Source organism: Arthrobacter sp. ISL-28, assembly GCF_018613875.1.
Taxonomy (GTDB): domain Bacteria; phylum Actinomycetota; class Actinomycetes; order Actinomycetales; family Micrococcaceae; genus Arthrobacter.
On the sequence record NZ_JAGGPJ010000013.1, the window covers coordinates 153,580 to 173,297 of the forward strand.

At 66.7% G+C, this 19,718-nt stretch carries 16 protein-coding genes and 2 tRNA genes; 7 read left to right on the top strand and 11 right to left on the bottom strand.

Features of this window, described 5'->3' with window-relative positions; translation table 11 throughout:
* Positions 1 to 2: 2 nt before the first annotated feature.
* The gene (locus J7E80_RS10605) at positions 3 to 1,310 is read right to left on the bottom strand and encodes an extracellular solute-binding protein (RefSeq protein ID WP_215051408.1); all 1,308 of its coding nucleotides are present in this window, start codon (positions 1,308 to 1,310) and stop codon (positions 3 to 5) included.
* Between the two features lie 224 nt (positions 1,311 to 1,534).
* On the opposite strand from J7E80_RS10605, the gene J7E80_RS10610 reads away from it, so the two are divergent.
* Positions 1,535 to 2,737, top strand: coding sequence for an ROK family transcriptional regulator (locus J7E80_RS10610; protein ID WP_215051409.1), 1,203 nt, complete (start codon positions 1,535 to 1,537; stop codon positions 2,735 to 2,737).
* Between the two features lie 16 nt (positions 2,738 to 2,753).
* On the opposite strand, the gene J7E80_RS10615 is transcribed toward J7E80_RS10610, so the two are convergent.
* The 3 genes from J7E80_RS10615 to J7E80_RS10625 all read right to left on the bottom strand — a co-directional run bounded on the left by J7E80_RS10615 (position 2,754) and on the right by J7E80_RS10625 (position 5,685).
* Positions 2,754 to 4,325: a Na+/H+ antiporter gene (locus tag J7E80_RS10615; protein WP_215051410.1), complete on the bottom strand. Its 1,572-nt coding sequence runs from the start codon at positions 4,323 to 4,325 to the stop codon at positions 2,754 to 2,756.
* Positions 4,326 to 4,422: 97 nt separating this feature from the next.
* Positions 4,423 to 5,082, bottom strand: a complete 660-nt coding sequence (locus J7E80_RS10620) for an NAD(P)H-binding protein (protein ID WP_215051411.1) — start codon at positions 5,080 to 5,082, stop codon at positions 4,423 to 4,425.
* A gap of 42 nt (positions 5,083 to 5,124) precedes the next feature.
* A complete protein-coding gene (locus J7E80_RS10625; RefSeq protein WP_215051412.1) occupies positions 5,125 to 5,685 on the bottom strand; it encodes a dihydrofolate reductase family protein in 561 nt (186 codons plus the stop codon).
* Between the two features lie 228 nt (positions 5,686 to 5,913).
* Here J7E80_RS10625 and J7E80_RS10630 point away from each other — a divergent pair, with 228 nt between their 5' ends.
* Positions 5,914 to 6,639 (top strand): HNH endonuclease family protein, encoded by a 726-nt coding sequence (locus J7E80_RS10630; RefSeq protein WP_251036708.1) that lies wholly within the window; start codon positions 5,914 to 5,916, stop codon positions 6,637 to 6,639.
* Between the two features lie 203 nt (positions 6,640 to 6,842).
* On the opposite strand, the gene J7E80_RS10635 is transcribed toward J7E80_RS10630, so the two are convergent.
* The 4 genes from J7E80_RS10635 to J7E80_RS10650 form a co-directional block, all read right to left on the bottom strand.
* Positions 6,843 to 6,916 (bottom strand) — tRNA-Met (locus J7E80_RS10635).
* 61 nt (positions 6,917 to 6,977) lie between these two features.
* A tRNA-Thr gene (locus J7E80_RS10640) sits at positions 6,978 to 7,049 on the bottom strand.
* A gap of 369 nt (positions 7,050 to 7,418) precedes the next feature.
* Positions 7,419 to 9,551: a DEAD/DEAH box helicase gene (locus J7E80_RS10645; RefSeq protein ID WP_215051413.1), complete on the bottom strand. Its 2,133-nt coding sequence runs from the start codon at positions 9,549 to 9,551 to the stop codon at positions 7,419 to 7,421.
* 590 nt (positions 9,552 to 10,141) lie between these two features.
* On the bottom strand, positions 10,142 to 10,795 hold the full coding sequence (locus J7E80_RS10650; RefSeq protein ID WP_215051414.1) for an MOSC domain-containing protein: 654 nt from the start codon (positions 10,793 to 10,795) through the stop codon (positions 10,142 to 10,144).
* Between the two features lie 206 nt (positions 10,796 to 11,001).
* Between J7E80_RS10650 and J7E80_RS10655 the strand changes: the two genes are divergently transcribed.
* The 5 genes from J7E80_RS10655 to J7E80_RS10675 all read left to right on the top strand — a co-directional run bounded on the left by J7E80_RS10655 (position 11,002) and on the right by J7E80_RS10675 (position 16,244).
* Positions 11,002 to 11,613 (top strand): Tat pathway signal protein, encoded by a 612-nt coding sequence (locus J7E80_RS10655; RefSeq protein WP_215051415.1) that lies wholly within the window; start codon positions 11,002 to 11,004, stop codon positions 11,611 to 11,613.
* 3 nt (positions 11,614 to 11,616) lie between these two features.
* Positions 11,617 to 12,828 carry a glutathionylspermidine synthase family protein gene (locus J7E80_RS10660; RefSeq protein WP_215051416.1) on the top strand — a complete coding sequence of 404 codons (1,212 nt, stop codon included), beginning with the start codon at positions 11,617 to 11,619 and terminating at the stop codon, positions 12,826 to 12,828.
* Positions 12,825 to 14,351, top strand: a complete 1,527-nt coding sequence (locus tag J7E80_RS10665) for an APC family permease (RefSeq protein ID WP_215051417.1) — start codon at positions 12,825 to 12,827, stop codon at positions 14,349 to 14,351. Before J7E80_RS10660 ends, J7E80_RS10665 begins: the two co-directional genes overlap by 4 nt.
* Positions 14,352 to 14,414: 63 nt before the next feature.
* Complete coding sequence (locus J7E80_RS10670) at positions 14,415 to 15,635, top strand: acyl-CoA dehydrogenase family protein (RefSeq protein WP_215051418.1); 1,221 nt, start codon at positions 14,415 to 14,417, stop codon at positions 15,633 to 15,635.
* 54 nt (positions 15,636 to 15,689) lie between these two features.
* Positions 15,690 to 16,244, top strand: coding sequence for an isoprenylcysteine carboxylmethyltransferase family protein (locus J7E80_RS10675; RefSeq protein WP_215051419.1), 555 nt, complete (start codon positions 15,690 to 15,692; stop codon positions 16,242 to 16,244).
* Positions 16,245 to 16,330: 86 nt separating this feature from the next.
* Here the strand turns inward: J7E80_RS10675 and J7E80_RS10680 are convergent, their stop codons facing one another.
* The 3 genes from J7E80_RS10680 to J7E80_RS10690 all read right to left on the bottom strand — a co-directional run bounded on the left by J7E80_RS10680 (position 16,331) and on the right by J7E80_RS10690 (position 19,661).
* Positions 16,331 to 16,597: a hypothetical protein gene (locus tag J7E80_RS10680; protein WP_215051420.1), complete on the bottom strand. Its 267-nt coding sequence runs from the start codon at positions 16,595 to 16,597 to the stop codon at positions 16,331 to 16,333.
* Complete coding sequence (locus tag J7E80_RS10685; RefSeq protein WP_215051421.1) at positions 16,581 to 17,969, bottom strand: glycosyltransferase 87 family protein; 1,389 nt, start codon at positions 17,967 to 17,969, stop codon at positions 16,581 to 16,583. Before J7E80_RS10685 ends, J7E80_RS10680 begins: the two co-directional genes overlap by 17 nt.
* 258 nt (positions 17,970 to 18,227) lie before the next feature.
* The gene (locus tag J7E80_RS10690; protein WP_251036709.1) at positions 18,228 to 19,661 is read right to left on the bottom strand and encodes an MFS transporter; all 1,434 of its coding nucleotides are present in this window, start codon (positions 19,659 to 19,661) and stop codon (positions 18,228 to 18,230) included.
* Positions 19,662 to 19,718: the final 57 nt, after the last annotated feature.

Sequence of the window (19,718 nt, forward strand, 5' to 3'; positions counted from 1 at the left end):
GGTCAGACCGCGGTGCGTTCGGCGACGCGGCGCCATTCGTCGTCGAGGGCGGCGAGGAACTGCTCGCCGTTCTGGGTGTACACAAAGGACTGGACGTAGTTGTACAGCGGCACCGACGGCGGGAAGTACGTAGTGGCTCCCTGGTAGTAACGCCCGTCCCTGACGGAGGTGTTGAGTCCGCTGATCTGCGGGTTTTCGACGGCGGGGGCGTCCTTGAGCGGCGAGTATGCGGCGTTCTTTTCGTTGTACGCGTTCACCACCGATGGTTCCAGGAGGTAGTTCACGAACCGCTGGGCCGCGGCCATGTTGGGGGTGTTGCGGGTGATGGACAGCGCCATGTCCACGTTCACCCGGGCCTTGGTGTCCGCGGGGTTGTTGGTGACGGGCAGCGGGAAGCTGCCAAGCCTGACGTTCTTGTTGGCTGCCACAAGCTGGGACAGTGCCCACGGGCCCTGCAGATACATTGCCGCCTGGCCCTTGGCGAACGCCGCGTTGCCGTCCGCGTAGTTCTTGCTGGCTGCGCCCTTCTGCGAGAACGAGGCGAGCTGCAGCATCTTGGGCAGCGCCGGGGCGAAGTTGTTGGTGAAGGACTCCGCTGCATCCGGGCTGATGGCGGCGCCCTTGGCAGTGAGTTTGGCGAAGAAGCCGGCCACGTCGAGCGAGCCGCCGGCGACGTAGTCGAACAGCCCCTGCCCCAGGGTCCAGTTGTCCTTGAAGGTGCCGTAGATCGGGGCGATTCCGGCTGCTTTGAACGTTTCGCAGGCCGCGATGAACTCGTCCCAGGTGGTGGGCACCGCAACGCCTTTGGCCTCGAAAATATCGCGGTTGTAGATGACGCCGGCAGCTGCAAGGGAAAACGGCAGGGCGCTGATCTCGCTCCCGTTGTACTGGCCCCACGAGGCGACGAGGTCCTGCATTTTCGGGTCGATGGAGGCAGCCACGGGCATGTCCGAAAGGTCGGCGAAGATGCCCTTCTTCACGAAGTCGGCCGTGGCCTGCGCGAAGCCGCGGGTCACGACGTCCGGCGGATCGTTGCGGACGAGTCCCGGAACGAAGTTTCCCTCGTTGAAGTCCTGGATCACACGGATGTCCGGGTTCAACGCCTCGAAGTCCTTGATCACCTGGTTGAAGTAGGCCACGACCTCGGGCTTGTTCTGCATGAACCGGAGGGTGGTGATCCCGTTGTGCGCGCCGGACGTGGCGCCGCAGCCGGAGAGGGGAACCATGAAGGCGGCACCGGCGAGGCCCGCGGCTTTCAGCAGCGAGCGGCGGCTGGGTTCCGCTTTCGCACTCAGCGAGGCGGCGCTCACAGGGCGGAAACTGTCGTGCGGAACTGGCGGGGCTGCTGTTGGGGTCCGGGCGGGCAGTGCTTCAGGATGCTGTTCACGGTTGCTCCTTTGCAAAAGACGGGGTGAGGGGCTGGAAGAAAGCCAGTGGTCGGCGGCCGTCCGGCCCACCGTGCTCAAAGTTTATTTGGAATCTAAATTTAGTTCCTCAAGTATTATGTGGTGCAAAGCACAAGGAGGTCAACACCATGTCCGAAATGACGTCGGCAACGCCCCAGCTGTTGCGCCGGGTGAGTGCCGGAGCCGTCCTGGATTTCATGCGCGCATCCCAGGCGGTGACGGTCACTGAGGTCATGCATGCCACCGGGCTCACGCGGGCCACCGCCATCTCGGTGTGCGAAGACCTCATGGAGCGGGGCTGGATCAGGGAGCTGGAAAACCAGCGGGCGTTCGGCGGCTATCAGAAGGGCCGGCCCGCGCGCCGCTTCGAGCTCAACGAGCGCGCCGGCTATGTGCTGGGCATGGACGTGGGCATCTCCAAGACCACTGTGGTGGTGTCCGATCTCCGTGGGAAGGCTCTGGGGCGCTCCAGCCAGCCGTTCGCCGGCGCCGAAATCGCCGCGGAGGAACGCCTCTCGGTCGTTGACCGGACAGCCATGATGGCGCTGGACAGCGTGGGCGCCTCCCCGGATTCAGTCCTCGCCGTCTGCGCTGGCATCGCTGCCCCCGTGGACCGGAATGGGGAGGTGCTGGCAACCCAGCATTTCTGGGGGCTGTTCGACGTCGGGCTCAAGACCGCATTGCGGGAGCGCCGAGGATGGACGGTGCTGCTCGAAAACGACGCCAACCTCGCCGCCCTGGGTGACCGGTGGCGCGGAGCGGCGGCGGGTGTGGACGACGTCGTCGTCATCCTGGCCAGTGAACGCTTCGGTTCCGGAGTGATCGACGGAGGCCGGCTGGTGCACGGCAGCCGCGGCGGCGCCGGCGAGCTGGCGTTCCTCGACATGGTGGAGGGCGTGGGCGACACCTTCGGCATCGCCACCTTGGCTCGGACCTGGGCAGCGGAGGCCCTGGCAGGCAGGGCCAAGACATCGCTGCGCGAGCATGCCCGGGACGGCGCAGAGGCGGAACATGTTTTCGCGGCCGCCGCTGCGGGCGATGCGGTGGCGCTGAAAATCCTGGACCGGCTGGCTGACCGGATGGCACGCGTGATCGGAGCCGTGGCATCAATGCTCAACCCGGAGCTCGTGGTTATCGGCGGCGCCGTGGCAAATTCCGCCGGCGTGCTGCTCGAATCGATCCACGAACGGCTGAAGGAATTCACGGCCACCCCGCCGCGGGTGGCCGTTTCCCCGCTGGGCGACTCCATCGTGACAGTGGGTGCCGTCAGATGCGCCCTGGATTACGTGGAGGCAAACACCCTGGACCTGGAGCTGTCCGTTCCGGCCTAAGCCGCCTCGTGGCGACTTAGTCCGGCATGATCATGGTCCGCAGGTCGAGCTGCCGGAGCACCCTGTCCGCCACCTCGGGATCCATGTCCGGCTCGTTGCGGGCCGCCACCACTTCCTGCCGCGCGGCGTCCAGGGCGATAGTCTGGACAGCGATGGCCAGCTCACGGCCGCGCTCGCGCTTTTCCCGGAGGCTTTCATTGCGCAGGCTGCCGTCCAGGAGCTCGGCATGCAGCCGGGTCATCTTCTCCTTCACGCGTGCCACTTTCTCCGGCGGGAGTTCTTTCATCAGGTCGTGGTCCTTGAGCGCCGCCACGGCAGCCGACTGCGCGCGCTGGGCGAGCAGTCGGGCCGCATCCCGTTCCTCGGTGCCGTCCTGGGACGCCTTCAGCACCCGCATCAGCCAGGGCAGGGTGAGCCCGGGCAGCACGAGCGTCGCGAGGAGCACCGCACAGGCGGTAATCAGCAGCTGTTCCCGGGCGGGGAACGGGGTGCCGTCCGCGAGCGTTAGCGGCAGCGCCAATGCAAGGGCCAGCGTGGCGAGGCCGCGCATCCCGCACCAGGTCAGGATCAGCACTTCCTTGACCGATGTCGGCTGCAGCAGGTTCCTGCGGTGGCGGGCGGACAGGGCCAGCAGCCCCAGCCAGCCGAACCGTACTGCGAACACCAGGATGCAGACCACGACGGCGGTGCCCACCATTCCCAGGACGCCGGCGCCTTCCGCGTGGATCACGTCCTGGATTTCGAGCCCCACGAGCCCGAAAGCCAGGCCGGTCACGAGGAGCTCCACCACGTCCCAGAAGGCCGTCCTGGTTACGCGCTCGGCGGCGTCCTGCGGGCGCGAGTGCCGCTGCATCTCCAACGCGGTGACCACGACGGCGATCACCCCGGACGCGTGGAACTCTTCAGCCAGGATGTACGCGGCAAACGGCACCACCAGCGTGACCGCGCTGCGCGCGACCATGGACGCCACGAGCCTGGTGATCAGCGACGTCAGCCAGCCCATGGCAATGCCAACCACGACGGCAAGGGCAGCGCCCACCACAAACTGGAGGACGACGTCGGGCCCTATTCTGGTGCCGGCGACAGCGGCGGCAACGGCCGCCTGGAAGATGACGATGGCGGCGGCGTCGTTGAAGAGCCCCTCACTCTGCAGCACAGTGATCAGCCGCCGCGGCATGTGGACGCGCCCGGCAATGGACTCGACAGCCACCGGGTCCGGCGGGGCCACCATGGCGCCGAGGGCGATGGCCGCCGGGATGCCGATCCCGGGAATCATGAGCCACGCGGCGCCGGCAACCACCGCGGTGGAGATCACCACGAGGGCCACCGCCAGCATGACGAGTGTGCGCCACCGGACCCGGAACACCGCCCACGAACTGCGCTGGGCCGTGGCGAACAGCAGCGGCGGCAGGAAGATCGGCAGGATCAGTTCGGGCGGGATCTCCAGCTCGGGGAAACCGGGGATGAACGTCAGTGCGACGGCCAGGAGGAGCATCAGGACGGGGTACGGCAGGCGCAGCCGGTCCCCCAGGCCCACTGCCACCACGGTGGCCAGCAGCAGTCCGATGATGAGTGCCAGCTGGTCCATGTGCTCACTTTCCCCGGAGTGTAGGCCCCGCGCCCTCAGGCATCAAGGAGCGGGCCATGCCCTTCCACTCTACCGGGAACAGCTCCGCAGCCCGCTGCTACCTCGCGAGTCCGAGAGCGGCCGGCACCGGGAGGCTGCCGTCCCGGAATTCGATGGTGCGGCCTATGCAGCCGGGCTGGTCCAGCACTGCGGCGGCGACGATGGCAACGTTGGCCCGCGACGTCTGGGTCCCCGCGGAGGGGTCGGCCGGGTTAACGTCAATCAGCCCGTTCCCGGGCCCGTCAGTCAGTGTCCCGGGTCCGAGGATGGTCCAGTCCAGTCCGCTGCCGCGGAGGTATTCATCGGCCGCCGCCTTGGCCTCGGCGTAGGCGTGGAAGCTGTGGCCCGCGGGCACACCATGGTCCGGGCCGGCGCCGAAGTAGGAGACCATAACGTACCGGTTCACGCCGGCTTCCACGGCGGCGTCCATGGAGCGGATGGCGGCGTCGCGGTCCACCGCGTAGGTGCGCTGCGGGTTCCCTCCCCCGGCGCCGGCTGACCAGACCACGGCGTCGTGGTTCCGGAGCGCGGCGGCGATTTCCGCCGTCGTCGAATTTTCCACGTCAAGGACCGCCGGCGACGCGCCGGTGGCAGCGACGTCGGCGGTGTGGTCGGGGTTGCGGATGAAGGACGTGACGCTGTGCCCCTCGTCCATGAGCAGGGCGGACAGCTGGAGGGCCACTTTGCCGTGGCCGCCGATTATCGCGATGCGGGTCATGCACCCATTCTGTCCCAGTGTGCGGCTGCGTCCAGCCGGGCGTCAGGTGCGGTTGGCGTAACGGAGAAACACGACGCCGTTGCCGAAACGCCGTTCTTCCAGCAATTCCAGGTCCAGGCGGACGTCGTCGGGGAGGTACTTTTTGCCGCCTCCTACCGCCAGGGGGGAGATGAACATCTGGAATTCATCCACCAGGCCTGCCCGGATGGCGGCGGCGGCGAGCTCCGGACCGCCCACGGCCAGGTCCTGCCCGGCATCCGCCTTGAGCTGCCTGACGGCGCCGGCGTCGAATTCGCGCTCGATGCGGGTCCGTTCGCTGGACGGCCTGGCCAGGGTCCGGGAGAACACCACCTTGTCAGCCGCTTTCCAGAGCTCAGCGAAGTCCTGGATGTAGGGAGGTTCCTGCGCGAAGGCGGCGGGATCTTCCCACGCCACCATCACCTCATAGAGGCGCCGCCCGAACAGATAGGTGCCGATCCCGCGCTGGAGCCCGTTGACGAAAGTGTGCACTTCCTCGTCCGGCTCGCCCCAGTCGAAGCGGCCGTCGCCGTCCGCCACGTAGCCGTCGAGGGACATGATGAACGAGTAGATCAGTTTGGCCATGACGGGCCTCCTGTGGTGAGCCTGATACGGTCCGAGCCTAGGCTCCCGACCCTAGATTGCCCGGCGCAGGATGACAACGTTCCGCGGCTTCCGGCGGCCAGCCGCACCAATGGCACAGGATTCCATCAAGACCTCATCAAGGATCGGATTTCGGGCATTTCGGCCTGCCATGCTGGTCATCGCACCACTGAAGGTGCGCGACTTTTCAAGGACTTTAATGGGGAAATCATGCCGACACGCCGGTTCAAGCATGTCCGAAGCCGGGCCGCATCACTCGCCGCATTCGTCGGGCCCGGGGCCTGGGGCAAGTCCCTTGCCGCCTCCGGCCTGGCGGCGGGCCTGCTGCTCGCGGGACTGGCCGTCCCCTCAGAGGCTGCCCCCTATTATTCGGCGCCGCTGCGCACCGCGGCCCGCTCACTCCCGGTGGCGGCCGAGAACAACGCCGGCTACGACAGGACCCGCTACTTCGGTTCCTGGCTGGACACCAACCGCGACTGCCAGAACACCAGGGCCGAAGTCCTCCTGCAGGAGACAAAGGCGCCCGTAACCTTCACCACCGCGCGGAAGTGCACGCTGCGCACCGGGCGCTGGGTGTCCGTCTGGGACAACCGGACGCACTACTCCGCTTCAGCCGTGGAGATCGACCACACCGTCCCCGTCCACGAGGCATGGGGTTCGGGGGCGCGCTACTGGTCTCAGGCGCGCCGGGTGGCGTTTTACAACGACCTCAGCGACTCCCGGTCCCTGAATGCCCTGACGGCGGCGTTGAACTCCGCCAAGCAGGCAAGGGGTCCGGAGTCGTGGATGCCTCCCGCGAACAGCTGCGCCTACATCGGCCAGTGGATCGCGGTGAAGATCCGGTGGGGTCTGCGGGTGGACAGCGTGGAGAAGGCCGCGCTGATCCGCTACGCGGACCGCTGCCCGAACGTGACGGTCGGCGTCACGAGGGTATAGGGCGTTCGCGCCCGCCGGCGCCAGGGTTCTTGGGGGGCCCTGGAAGAAATGCCCCGCGCCGCTCGACGGCGGCGCGGGGCTTTTTCTTGCCGTCGCGGGCTGGCTGACACACCAGCATGGAACCAGTACCCTGTCCGCTGGCCTGCACGGGACTTAAACCAAAAGCAGGCCAGAAGCGTCATGCCTCTGGCCTGCTGATCCTGTAGCGGTGGGGAGGCTCGATCTCCCGACCTCACGATTATGAGTCGTGCGCTCTAACCAACTGAGCTACACCGCCACGAATGAGAAAAACCTGTGCCAAGCCGGTCAAGACCGCCCTGACACAGGCCCTCATTCAGAGCCCCCCACCGGAATCGATCCGGTGACCTCGTTCTTACCAAGAACGCGCTCTACCACTGAGCTAGGGGGGCAACGAGTAAATACTCTACCGGAAGATATGCCACTCAACAAATCGGCGGACCGGCCCCTGGGGAGGGGACGAAACAGTTGCGCCGGAACGATTTTTCTGGCCTTCGAAAGGGCCCATTAGCGCCTCCGGAGGGCGATCGACGGCGCTGCTGCGGTGCCTCACAGCGCCTTTGGAGGCCCTGCCGTCCGAGCCAACGCCCGCGTCCCCGGCTTGTCCCTGAAATGAGCCTGGTCTGTCCCTGAAATGAGCTTGGCCTTAAATGCGCAGGGACCGGCTCGAAAGCCGGTCCCTGCATTGTTAGCCGAGAGCTGGTGCTGGGGAGTTACTCCCCTGACACCGGTACGACCGGGCGGTGGTTAACACCTGCCGATTACCATTTGCCCTTGCGGTTGAAGTCGCGGTGTCCGCCTTCATTGCCGTGGCGGGGCTTGCGTGAACCATCGCCGTGGCCGCCGAAACGGGAGTCGCTGGACTGCCCTCGGCCTGCACCGGCGTCGGCGCTGACGTTGCGCTCTGCGCGGTCGCTGTAGGAGCGTCCGCCGCGGTCCGCCGAGGAACGCTCGCCGCCGCCGGCGTAACCGCCGCGGTCGCCGTCGTTCTTCCGGAATTCCTTCTTGAAGCCGCCGGAGCCCTTGAAGTTGCCGCCGCGCTCACCGCCGCGGTTGCCCTGGTAGCTGCCGCGGTCACCGGAAGGCTTGCGTCCGTTGTCCAGCTCGAGGTGGATGAGCTCGCCGCCGATCCGGGTGCGGGACAGGGCGCGCAGCTGCTCCGGGCTCAGGTCCGCTGGAAGTTCCACGAGGGAGTGGTCAGAGCGGATGTCGATGCCGCCGATCTGGGCCGAGGAGATGCCGCCTTCGTTGGCGATGGCGCCAACGATGGAACCCGGCATGACGCGCTGACGGCGTCCGACGGCGATCCGGTAGGTGGCGTTGCCTTCGGTCAGGGTGCGGGTCGGGCCGCGGGAGCCGAAGCCGTCCTTGGAGCGTTCGCGCTTCTGGAATTCAGGAGCAGCAGGCAGTTCCTTGACCAGGAGCGGCTGTCCACCCTGAGCCATGACAGCCAGTGCTGCAGCGATCTCGGCGGCGGGAACGTTGTGCTCCTCCTCGTAGGAGGCGATGAGGTCGCGGAACGCCGCAACATCCTCGGACTCGAGAGTCTCGGTGATGCGCTCGGCGAACTTGCCCAGACGCAGCGTGTTCACGGTCTCAGCGGTGGGCAGGTGCATCTGCTCGACCGGCTGGCGCGTGGCCTTTTCGATGGAGCGCAGCAGGTACTTCTCCCGCGGCGTCATGAAAAGGATGGCGTCGCCGGAACGGCCTGCACGACCGGTGCGGCCGATGCGGTGCACGTAGGACTCGGTGTCATGCGGGATGTCGTAGTTGATCACGTGGCTGATGCGTTCCACGTCAAGACCACGGGCAGCAACGTCGGTGGCAACCAGGATGTCGATGCGGCCTTCCTTCAGCGCGTCAACAGTGCGTTCGCGCTGCTGCTGCGGGATGTCGCCGTTGATGGCGGCAGCCTGGAAACCGCGGGACTTCAGCTTGTCGGCGAGGTCCTCGGTGGCCATCTTGGTGCGCACGAACGCGATGACGCCGTCGAACTCTTCAACCTCGAGGATGCGGGTCAGCGCATCGAGCTTGTGCGGGCCCATGACCTGCAGGTAGCGCTGCTTGGTGTTGGCACCGGTGGTCGTCTTGGACTTCACCGAGATCTCGGCCGGGTTGTTCAGGTACTGCTTGGACATCCGGCGGATCTGGCTCGGCATGGTGGCCGAGAACAAGGCGACCTGGCGGTCCGAGGGGGTCTGCTGGAAGATCTGCTCCACGTCTTCGGCGAAGCCCATGCGCAGCATTTCGTCGGCCTCATCCAGGACGAGGTACTGAAGTTCCGACAGGTCCAGGGAGCCCTTGGAGATGTGGTCGATCACGCGGCCGGGAGTACCGACAACAACCTGGGCGCCGCGGCGCAGGCCGGCCAGCTGGGGGCCGTAGGCGGAGCCGCCGTAGACGGGGAGGACGGTGAAGTCATCGATGTGCTTGGCGTACGAGGTGAAAGCCTCGGCAACCTGGAGCGCCAGCTCACGGGTCGGGGCAAGAACCAGGGCCTGTGTCTTGCGGGACGGGCCGTTGAGGTCGTGGAGCTCGGCAAGGCGGGACAGTGCCGGTACTGCGAATGCTGCAGTCTTACCGGTGCCGGTCTGGGCGAGGCCCACGACGTCGCGGCCTTCGAGCAGCAGCGGGATGGTTGCTGCCTGGATCGGGGAAGGCTTTTCGTAGCCGACGTCCTGCAGGGCGGCGAGGACGCGGGGGTCGATGCCGAGGTCCACGAAACGGACGCCATCGGCTTCAGTGTCAGCTTCGCCGCTGGCGCGGTCAGCCTGGGGAGCTTCTTTGGTTGCTTCGTCAGCCTGGGGGGCTTCAGCCTGAGGTGCCTCTGCGGCAGCGCTCTCGGTGTTAACCGTGTTCTCGGTCTCGATCGCGTCGTTGTGATTTTCGGGCATAGGGAAGTTTTCCTCATCCATAGGGGGCCAGGCGGCACAACCCGAGGTGAGCGGAGCCGCAGTACATGTGCCGTGATTGCCGGGCATACATTGACCGGCCGGTCACGGAGAAGTCCGGCGCTTTCGCAATCCCGTGGCAGGACTTCCCGCTGCATCTCTTGGCTGCTATCCCAGCAGTCTGTACAGCGTTTTCTTTAGCCGGCTCTCCCTATGAAAATGCCCGCATCACATTTGCGGACTCCAACACTTGCCAGTCCTGCCTCAAAAATTGGGCAGGAATAAGGGATTTCCGGAGTGGGGGATATTTCAAGTGTAGGGCATACTTCCGCACATGAATAACCGAGGGGCCTGGAGCGCCAGTGAGCTTGGCCACACAGTGGTCCTCCGCCGTCGTTCATTTCCGCCGTTCGAGGCTCCGGGGCCGTGGCCGCCGATGGGCTGGCTGGACGGCTGGCGGCAGATCTGCACCACTTTCCGGCGGCCACAGAGGCCTCATCCGCGCCACTGCGGCGGCTCCCCACGCCAAGCTGTGCAAAGTGGTGCAGAAAAGACCAGGAAGAACGACGGCGGGCGGCGGTAAGAGCCGGCGGCTAGCTGCCCACGCGGCGGAGCAGTTTCTCGAATTCGTCGTGGTACTCGGGCTGCAGACGGACTTCGCCGTCCGCCTCGGCGTCCCGGAGGGCCTCCATGGCTTCGACATCGGGCTGGCTGAACCAGCGCCCGATCGTCACGCCATGGCGTGGAACGAAGAGCCGGTGGATGTGGTCTCCTGCCTGGACTGAGCCGGTGCGGATCACCCGGAGATAGGTGCCGACCAGTCCGGCGTCAGTGAAGCGCTTGACCCACTGGCTCTCCCCCATGCGCCGCTGGAATGCAGCACACGGCACCCGCGGCGAGGTGACCTCGACTTCGACGTCCAGCCCGATCTTCCAGCGCTCGCCGATCACGGCGCCGGTGGTGTCGATGCCGGAAACCCGCAGGTTCTCGCCGAATATTCCCGGCGGCAGTTCACGCTGCAGTTCGCCGACCCAGTAGTCGGCATCGGCCTGGGAGTAGGCGTACAGGGCCTGGTCCTCGCCGCCGTGGTGGATCCGGCTCGCCTGGATGTCACCGTGCAGGCCAAGCTTGTGTACCTTCACGGGCCCTTCCACGGGGCGTTTGTCGATCGCGGTGACACCCACGCTCCCCTCATCAGGGAGCAGTTGGTGTACCCGGCAGACGGCAAGCAGAGTGGCGGTTTCCATGGCAACAGTCTAGGTTCTTGGCGCAGGGCTGTGTCTCCGCAAACTCATGATGACTTGCGGCCACGATTTTGTTCTCGGTCCAGGGGTGCAGCTACTAGGCTGGCAGCAGGATTTACGTGCGGGCTGCAGCCTGCCCCAGGACGGCCGCGCCACCGGCGTGAACCTATCAAGCCTGACCCAATCAGCATGGACCGGCAGGGGGACTCATGGACCCGGAGAAAGACCAGCCGCAGGACAGCGACGGCGAGGCGCGCGATGCTGCGTCCGCCGCCGGCGCCCCGAAGCCGCCGCCGTGGCAGGTGCCCAAGCCGGAGCTCCGGCCCGAACTGCAGGACCCCGGGCTGCTGAAGCCCGACAGTCAGAGCGGACAGCCCAGACCCATCATCGACCCCTTCGCCAGGGAGCGCGAGCGCGACCTGAACGCGGCGGCGGCCCGGAAGAAGCGCTCCCAGCGCCGCACCGTAGTGGTGGGGCTGGGCGTGACAGCGCTGCTGGCCGGCACCATCACCGCGATCGTGGCGAGCAACGAACAGGAACCCGACTACGCCCAGGTCTGCTTCAACGACGAAACCGGTGAACGGGTGGAGGACACCCAGTGCAGCAGCACGGCCGGCCGCGGCGGGGGCCTTTACGCCTGGTACTTCTACGCCCGCGGCGCCAGCGTTCCGGGTGTGGGCCAGAACCGGTCGTCCTATCCGAACTTCACCAGGACCGTTCCGCAGGGCGCCAAGACGTCCACGGGATACAGCACCAAGGGCGGCACGGTCAGCAGGGGCGGCTTCGGCAGCAGCTCCAAGGGCGGAAGCACGGGAGGCTAAGGGGTGAAGAGACTAACCGCTGCACCCCGGCCGGACTGGAAGCAGAAAATCGAAGAGCAGGGCCTGGTTTTCTCGACCACCACCATGCCGGACGGCAAGAAGATCGAGTACTGGAACGAGTCTGCGTACTACGAGTTCACCATGGACGAGGTAGAGGCCCTCGAGGTCACGGCCGAGGACATGCACAAAATGTGCCTCGAGGCGGCAAAATTCCTCGCCACGGGAGCCATGGGCCCGATCGGCATCGGCGGGCAGGCGCTGGAGCTCGCGGCCGAATCGCTGCAGGCCGGGGACATGGACATTTACGGCCGCTTCGATTTCATCTACGACGGCCAGGGCGGGCCCGCCAAGATGCTCGAATACAACGCGGACACCCCCACGGGACTGATTGAGGCGGCCGTGGCCCAGTGGTTCTGGCTGCAGGACGTCTTTCCCGAAAAGGACCAGTGGAACGGCATCCACGAAGCCCTCATCCGGCAGTGGAAGAAGCTCCAGTACCGCACGGGCATGAGCACCCTCCACATCGCGCACTCGGAGGCCGAGGAATCCGGCGAGGACTGGATGACTGCTGCCTACATGCGTGATGTCGCCAGCCAGGCCGGCTGGACCACTATCGGCATCAACATGTCCGATATCGGCTGGGACCCGAACCTGAAACGCTTTGTGGACCTGGACAACTACATGATCAGCACCATCTTCAAGCTCTACCCTTGGGAGCTGATGATGAAGGAGCCGTTCGGCCACCGCCTCCTGGAGCGCGCCCACAATCCGCGCTGGGTGGAACCCGCCTGGAAAATGCTGCTCTCCAACAAGGCGCTGCTTGCCGCCCTGTGGCACCTCTACCCGGACCATCCCAATCTGCTGCCCGCCTACCTCAACGAGCCCGGGCCGCTGAAGGAGTGGGTGGCCAAGCCGCTGCACGGCAGGGAGGGTGACAACATCAAGATTCATGCCCGAGGCATCAGCATGGAACAGCCAGGCGGGTACGGGCGCGAAGGCTGGTGTTACCAGCAGTTCCAGCCCCTTCCCGATTTCGACGGCAACCACCCCGTCCTTGGCCTCTGGGTGGTCGACGGCGAGTCCGTCGGCTGCGGCGTCCGCGAATCCGACGGCCCCATCACCGACTACTTCTGCCGCTTCGTGCCGAACACCATCGATGCGCCGGCCCCTCTTTCAATCCAGGCCCACTCCAGCAAGGCAGGTAACGCCCTATGAGCACAGGAACCACGACGGCGGGCGGCGGCGCCGGGAACCAGCCATCCGGCATTGTGCCTGCCAAGGGGCTGCGCGCCGGGATCCTGGACCTCGGCGACTCGGTCATGCTGGGGCTGGCGTCCACCGCTCCGGTGTACTCTCTGGCCGCCACCCTGGGCCTCATCGTTGCCGTGAACGGCACCTATACACCCCTGATCCTGATTTTGGGCTTCATCCCGGTCCTGTTCATCGCCTACGCGTTCCGGGAACTCAACAGCATCATGCCGGACTGCGGCACCACATTCATCTGGGCCCGCCGGGCCTTCGGGCCGTGGGCCGGCTGGCTCGGCGGCTGGGGCGTTGCGCTCGCCGGCATTGTGGTCTTGGCCAACCTGGCCCAGGTGGCCGGGCAATACCTGTGGCTGCTGGTCGGTGACGGTTCACTGGCGGAAAACAGCCTCCTGGTCACGGCCACCGGGGTGGTCTTCATCGCGATCATGACGTTGGTGAACTACCGTGGGATCCGGCTGGGCGAGCACGTCCAGCGGGCCCTGAGCTACGTGCAGTACATCTCGCTGGGCATCTTCGCACTGGCCCTTATCATCAGGATCGCGGGCGGGGCTTCCGGCACCGCCACAACATTGCAGCCCTTCGATATCGAGTGGTTCAACCCCGCCGGCGCCTTCGCTGATCCGGGCGCCGTGGTCCACGGCTCCCTTCTGGCTTTGTTCATTTACTGGGGCTGGGACACCTGCCTGGCCGTGAATGAGGAAACCGAGAACCCCTCCACAACCCCGGGCCGGGGTGCCATCATCTCGGCCTTCGTCCTGGTGGCCATCTACGTGTCGGTGGCGCTTCTGGTGATGATGTACGCGTCCGTGGGAACAGAGGGCATGGGCCTCGGCAACACCGAGAACCAGAACGATGTCTTCCTCGCCCTGAAGGACGTGGTGCTGGGCCCGTGGGGCTGGCTGATCGTCCTCTCCGTCCTGGCCTCCGTGCTCTCCTCGACGCAGACCACCATCCTTCCAACGGCACGCGGAACCCTGTCCATGGGCGTCCACGGCGCGTTGCCGCCGAAGTTTGGCGAGGTCCACCGCCGGTTCCAGACCCCCGGTTTTTCAACGGGCCTGATGGGCGCCGCAGCCGTCACGTACTACGTTGCCATGAGCTTCCTGAGCGAGAACCTGCTCTCCGATTCGATCAGCTCAATCAGTCTCTTCATCGCGTTCTACTACGCCCTGACCGGCTTCGCCTGTGTCTGGTACCTCCGCGCAAGCCTCCGCGGCTCGGCCAGGAACCTCTGGTTCCGCGGCATCATTCCACTGCTGGGCGCCCTTGCACTGACTGCGGGGTTCTTCATTTCCGCGGTCCAGATGTGGGACCCGGAGTACGGCGACACCCAGATCTTCGGCGTCGGCGGGTCCTTCGTCAGCGGCGTGGTGCTGCTGTCCCTGGGCGTAGTGCTGGCCGTGGTCTGCCGCTTCCTTCCGTCCACCCGGGACTACTTCCTTGGCAGGCAGCAGGTCCCCACCGGCCAGTAGGAATCTGGCGCATGGCGCAGAGTTCCGGCCCCCCCAGGATGCTGGCCCCCGTAGGATGCTGGCATGAGCAATGACGCCCTTGACCCCGCGGCAGCCGCGGCGGAGTACGGCCTCCCTGATCCTTCAGACGTCCTGGCGCTGGACTCGCTGCTGACCCCTGATGAGCTGGCCTTCCGGCAACGGATCCGCGACTTCACCGACCAGCAGATCCGCCCGGACATTGCTGACTGGTACGACCGCGGGGTCTTTCCCGACCACATCGCCGCGCAGCTGGGCGAACTGGGCGTTCTGGGCATGCATCTGGAGGGTTACGGCTGCCCCGGCCGCACCGCCGTCGAATACGGCCTGGCCGCCATGGAACTGGAAGCCGGCGATTCCGGGATCCGCACGTTCGTCTCGGTTCAGGGCTCGCTGGCCATGACGGCAATCCACAAATGGGGCTCCGAGGACCAGAAGCAGGAATGGCTTCCCCGGATGGCCGCCGGCGAGCTGGTCGGCTGCTTCGCGCTGACCGAACCGTCCGCCGGCTCGGACCCGTCGTCCATGACGACAGTCGCACGGCAGGACGGCCCCGGCGAGGACGCCGGCTGGATCCTGGACGGCACCAAGCGCTGGATCGGCCTCGCCTCGATTGCCGACGTGATGGTGGTGTGGGCAAGGACCGACGACGGCGTCCGCGGCTTCCTCGTGCCGGCCGGCACTGCGGGGGTCACCGCCGCGCCGATCGGGCGGAAACTTTCGATGCGCGCCTCCATCCAGTGTGATGTGACATTCGACGGCGTCCGGCTGGGACCGGAGGCCCTGCTGCCGGGTGCGCGGGGCCTCAGCGGACCGTTCTCCTGCCTCAATGAAGCCCGGTACGGCATCGCCTGGGGCGCGATGGGGGCCGCCCGCGACTCCTATGAAGCGGCCCTGAGGTACTCGATGGACCGGCTCCAGTTCGGCAGGCCGCTGGCCGCCTACCAGCTGACCCAGGAGAAGCTGGTGAACATGCTGCTGGAGATCCAGAAGGGCACGATGCTTGCCCTGCACCTGGGCCGGCTCAAGGATTCCGGCAGGCTTCGGCCCGAACAGATTTCGCTGGCCAAGCTGAACAATGTCCGCGAGGCCATCAAGGTCGCCCGCGAGGCGCGGACCATACTGGGCGGCAACGGCATCACCCTGGAGCATTCTCCGCTGCGGCACGCCGCCAACCTGGAATCGGTGCGCACCTACGAGGGCACGGACGAGGTCCATACCCTGATCCTGGGCCAGCACATCACCGGGCTGTCCGCCTTCCGCTGATACGGCTGGCCGGCTGCCCTTGTCCCCGCCGTGGCCGCGGTCCAGAATTCCAGCATGGCAGTTTCCCGGGATTCGAGAAGAGACAGGCAGCGCGCGGCTATCGGCACGGCCCTGTTCGCCGCCGGCCCCGCCACCGTGGTGGGCGTCGTTCCATGGCTGCTGACCCGGTGGAAGGTGCAGAGGCCGGTCCCGGGCGGGGCGCCCGCACAGCTGACCGGAGCCCTGCTGCTGGGTGCCGGCGCAGCCGTGATCGCCAACTCCTTCGTCCACTTTGCCGTTGAGGGCGTCGGAACCCCGGCACCGTTTGCGCCGCCGAAACACCTGGTGGTGGGAGGGCTGTACCGCTTCGTGCGGAACCCGATGTACGTAGCAATTGCCGCGGCCGTTACCGGACAGGGGCTCCTGCTTGGCCAACCGAAGCTCTTCGCTGCCGCCGTGCTGGGCGCTGTCCCTGTGTCGGCCTTCGTGAAGCTCTATGAGGAGCCCGTGCTGGCCAGAAAATTCGGGGCCGAATACCAGGTTTACCGGGAAAACGTCCCGCGCTGGCTGCCGCGGCTCACGCCCTGGACGCCGGACTCCTCGTCCGGCAGCGGGCCTGCCCTGCAGTAGGCTGCCGCTGGTTGAGCTTGCCGAAACCGGTTTTCGACAAGCTCAACCAGCGCTACGTCAGGCCGAAATACCGCCGTCGGCCTTGATCAGCTGGCCCGGGTGTTCACGGCGAAGTGGCGCTCAAAAACTTTCCAGCGTGGTGTCCAGGATGCCGAATCCACCGACTCAGCATGGCACAGCACCATCCCGTGGACCGTGCCGACCTGCTCCGCTATGTCAGCCATGAGCCTGTCCACGGCGCCCGGATCCTGGGGCTCAGCAGGGTGGGGCCCGCGGGTGTGGGGCTCAGCAGGGTGGGGCCCGCGGGTCAAGTTCTCCGTCTCCGGGGCGGTGCCCTCAGGAACGAGGTTCATGCCGGCAGCTCGCCACTTTGCCCCGCCGAAGCACCACAATCCAGCAGGCCAGAATGGCAAGGCCGCAAAACACGCCGGCGCTGGAGGCCATGATCCACAGCCCGGGCGTCTGGAGGTTGAGGTTCCCGGCGCCCAGGGCAGTGCCAATGGTTTTAGGCGAGAACAGGAACACGAGGGTCGAAACGCCAAGGACGCCGCCCATGACCCAGCGCGCCAGGCGCTGGCTCCCAGGCGTCTCGCGCAGGGTCCAGGCGAAGGCCGGCAGCACAGCCGCCATCCAGACCCAGTGGTGGGACCAGGACACTGGGCTGATCAGCAGCATGGTGAGGGCCGTGGCGGAAATGGCCACCACCCGGGCGCCTTGGTCGCTGGCGGTTTTGGTGACGGCGGCGCCCAGTGCCACCACGAGCAGGCTCAGGACCAGCCACGGAAAGGTGACTCCGGCGGCGGGAACCCCGAAGTGGAGCAGCGCTCCCTTGATGGAGAGGTTGTCCACGTAACCCGCCCCGCCGATGCGGGATGTGTCCGGCAGGATCTCAAGCCAGAACTGCAGGGATTCGGCAGGGCGGAGGAGCCAGCCGATCAGCACGGTGGAAGCGAAACCTGCCCCCATGTTCAGCAGTCCCCGCCAATCCTTGCGCATCAGGAAGTAGAGGCCGAACACCAGCGGCGTCAGCTTGATCCCGGCCGCCACACCTACCAGGAAGCCGCTGCCGGGGAGGCCGCGGGTCCAGTGCGGGTTACGGGCCAGGAGGTCGGCCGCCATCAGCCCCATGAGCAGGATGTTGATCTGCCCGAAGACCAGGGTCTCCCGCCAGGGGCCCAGATTGAGGACGGCGAGGAGCAGAACCACCGCGCCCAGGCGGTTCAGCAGGAAGGGCGAGGGGTCGGAGGCAAAGGTGCTGCGCCAGTCGGACTTACCGTTCCAGTAACGGACTCCGCGCACAGCCACCCACGCGGCCACGGCCACACCAGCGGCATTGAAGAGCAGAAGGGCGCCTGCCTGCGGCAGCCTGGCCAGCAGGCTGAAGAGGAGCGCCGCGAACGGCGGATAGGTGAATGGAAGCTGCGGACCGCCCGCCCACTCCAGCGTCAGGCGGTAGAGGCCCGACGGCGCCGGGCCGGCTTCGTTCAGGACCTTGCCCCCGTGCCAGTACACGCTGAAGTCCAGACCCTGGTGGCCCCACGCGTCGAGCCGCGATGAGACGAAGACAGCGGCAACCAGCACTGCGAGCAGCGTGAGGAGCTCTGCAGTGGCCGAGCCAGTCCGGGAACGCCACAGCCTCCCGGCCAGACCGGTGACCGGACCGGTGACCGGACCGGCCTGTGCGGAGGCCGAGCTGCGTTGGGCCTGGGCGTCGAGCAGTGCCATTCATGTCCCCCGAAAATATGATGCTGCCAAAGCGTGATGGTGACTGTAATGCTGACGCGGGCCTGTGCTGCTGGATGATGCGCCCGGCACGCCGTTTCGCCCCGTGCCGCCGGACCCGTGGCGCAGACCTGTGCTGCCCGACCGGTACCGCCGGACCCGTGGCGCCAGAGCGTGCAGGCCAGGATCCCCGCTCATTCTATGGACCGCTGGCCGCTACCTGCGGGCGCCACGCCTGCTCCCCTGCGCCGCCGTCGAAGACTATACGGCGCCGGCAGCCACCGGCTCCGGCTGATTCTTGCCGGCGTCCTTCCGGATGGTGGCGCTGATCACCGCGGCGACGGTGCACATCGCGGCAGCACCCAACCAGGCGTAGGTGTAATGCCCGGTGGAGTCCCGGATGGCACCGGCAGCCAGGGCAGCTGCGGCGGCACCGAGCTGATGCGCGGCGAAGACCCAGCCAAACACCACGCTGCCGTCAGCACCAAAGACGCTGCGGCAGATAGCGGCCGTGGGAGGAACGGTGGCCACCCAGTCGAGTCCATAGATCACCACGAACACGATCATGCTGGGCTGCACCGTCGCGCTCAGCAGGAGCGGGAGCACCAGCAGCCCGATCCCGCGGAACTGGTAATACACCGCCAACAGGATCCGCGGGTTGAAGCGGTCGGTCAGCCAGCCGGAGGCGATCGTGCCCAGGATGTCGAAGATCCCGACGACGGCCAGCAGGCCCGCCGCCGTGGTCTCCGGCATGCCGTGGTCGTGGGCGGACGGAATGAAGTGTGTGCCTATGAGGCCGTTGGTCGTGGCACCGCAAATAGCGAACCCGGCCGCGAGCGCCCAGAACGTCCGCACCTTGCTGGCACGTTTGAGCACCTGAAGCGCGCGGACGGCAGCGTTGCCGCCGGAAGAGGCGGTCGAAGCGGCGGCGCCAGGCGCGCCGGAAGAGGCGGCCGCCGGGGCGGAGTGGGCTCCCGCGTGATCGGCCGGAGGCTCTGCGCCGTAGGGCAACACCCCGACGTCGGCCGGCGAGTTCTTGAGGAACTTCAGCACCATCGGGACCACGGCGAGGGCGCCGGCCGCGATCAGGAGGGAGGCCTGCCGCCAGCCGGGGTCCTGTGCCAGCATGGCGATGAACGGCAGGAAAACCAGCTGGCCGGCCGCGCTGCCGGCGGTCAGGATGCCGATCACCAGCCCGCGGCTCTTGGAAAACCAGGTGTTCGCGATGGTGGCTGCAAAGACGAGCGCCATGGAGCCCGTTCCCAGCCCGATCAGCAGGCCCCACGTCAGCAGGATCTGCCACGACTCATTGACCAGCACCGTCAGGGCGCTGCCGGCCCCGATGAGCATCAGCGCGAACGCCGTGACGGCGCGGATGCCGAACCGCTCCATGAGGGCAGCCGCGAAGGGGGCGGTGAGACCGAACAGGACCAGGTTGATGCTGACGGCGGCGGACAGCACCGTGGTGGACCAGCCAAACTCCTGCTGCAGCGGCACCATGAGCACCCCCGGTGCCGCCCGGAAACCGGCCGCGCCCACGAGGGCAAGGAAGGCCACAGCTGCCACAATCCAGGCCGGGTGCAGCCGGCACTGCCGGAACGGACCCCGCGGCGTCGCCGCCTGCGCCTTGGGTGCTGAAGCGTCCGTACTGGCGGCCTCAGGGCTTGCGGCTTCGCTCACTTCGTTGTTGTTCATGCGGCTGTCCTTAGTTACATCGAGGTGGCATGTCCCGGCAGTGCTTTTCGGAAAAAC

Excerpts from the sequence above, each read along its gene's own strand:
- J7E80_RS10610 (WP_215051409.1), top strand. The coding sequence starts at position 1,535 with ATGTCCGAAATGACGTCGGCAACGCCCCAGCTGTTGCGCCGGGTGAGT.
- J7E80_RS10615 (WP_215051410.1), bottom strand. The coding sequence starts at position 4,325 with ATGGACCAGCTGGCACTCATCATCGGACTGCTGCTGGCCACCGTGGTG.
- J7E80_RS10620 (WP_215051411.1), bottom strand. The coding sequence starts at position 5,082 with ATGACCCGCATCGCGATAATCGGCGGCCACGGCAAAGTGGCCCTCCAG.
- J7E80_RS10625 (WP_215051412.1), bottom strand. The coding sequence starts at position 5,685 with ATGGCCAAACTGATCTACTCGTTCATCATGTCCCTCGACGGCTACGTG.
- J7E80_RS10630 (WP_251036708.1), top strand. The coding sequence starts at position 5,914 with ATGCCGACACGCCGGTTCAAGCATGTCCGAAGCCGGGCCGCATCACTC.
- J7E80_RS10645 (WP_215051413.1), bottom strand. The coding sequence starts at position 9,551 with ATGCCCGAAAATCACAACGACGCGATCGAGACCGAGAACACGGTTAAC.
- J7E80_RS10650 (WP_215051414.1), bottom strand. The coding sequence starts at position 10,795 with ATGGAAACCGCCACTCTGCTTGCCGTCTGCCGGGTACACCAACTGCTC.
- J7E80_RS10655 (WP_215051415.1), top strand. The coding sequence starts at position 11,002 with ATGGACCCGGAGAAAGACCAGCCGCAGGACAGCGACGGCGAGGCGCGC.
- J7E80_RS10665 (WP_215051417.1), top strand. The coding sequence starts at position 12,825 with ATGAGCACAGGAACCACGACGGCGGGCGGCGGCGCCGGGAACCAGCCA.
- J7E80_RS10670 (WP_215051418.1), top strand. The coding sequence starts at position 14,415 with ATGAGCAATGACGCCCTTGACCCCGCGGCAGCCGCGGCGGAGTACGGC.
- J7E80_RS10675 (WP_215051419.1), top strand. The coding sequence starts at position 15,690 with ATGGCAGTTTCCCGGGATTCGAGAAGAGACAGGCAGCGCGCGGCTATC.
- J7E80_RS10680 (WP_215051420.1), bottom strand. The coding sequence starts at position 16,597 with ATGAACCTCGTTCCTGAGGGCACCGCCCCGGAGACGGAGAACTTGACC.
- J7E80_RS10685 (WP_215051421.1), bottom strand. The coding sequence starts at position 17,969 with ATGGCACTGCTCGACGCCCAGGCCCAACGCAGCTCGGCCTCCGCACAG.
- J7E80_RS10690 (WP_251036709.1), bottom strand. The coding sequence starts at position 19,661 with ATGAACAACAACGAAGTGAGCGAAGCCGCAAGCCCTGAGGCCGCCAGT.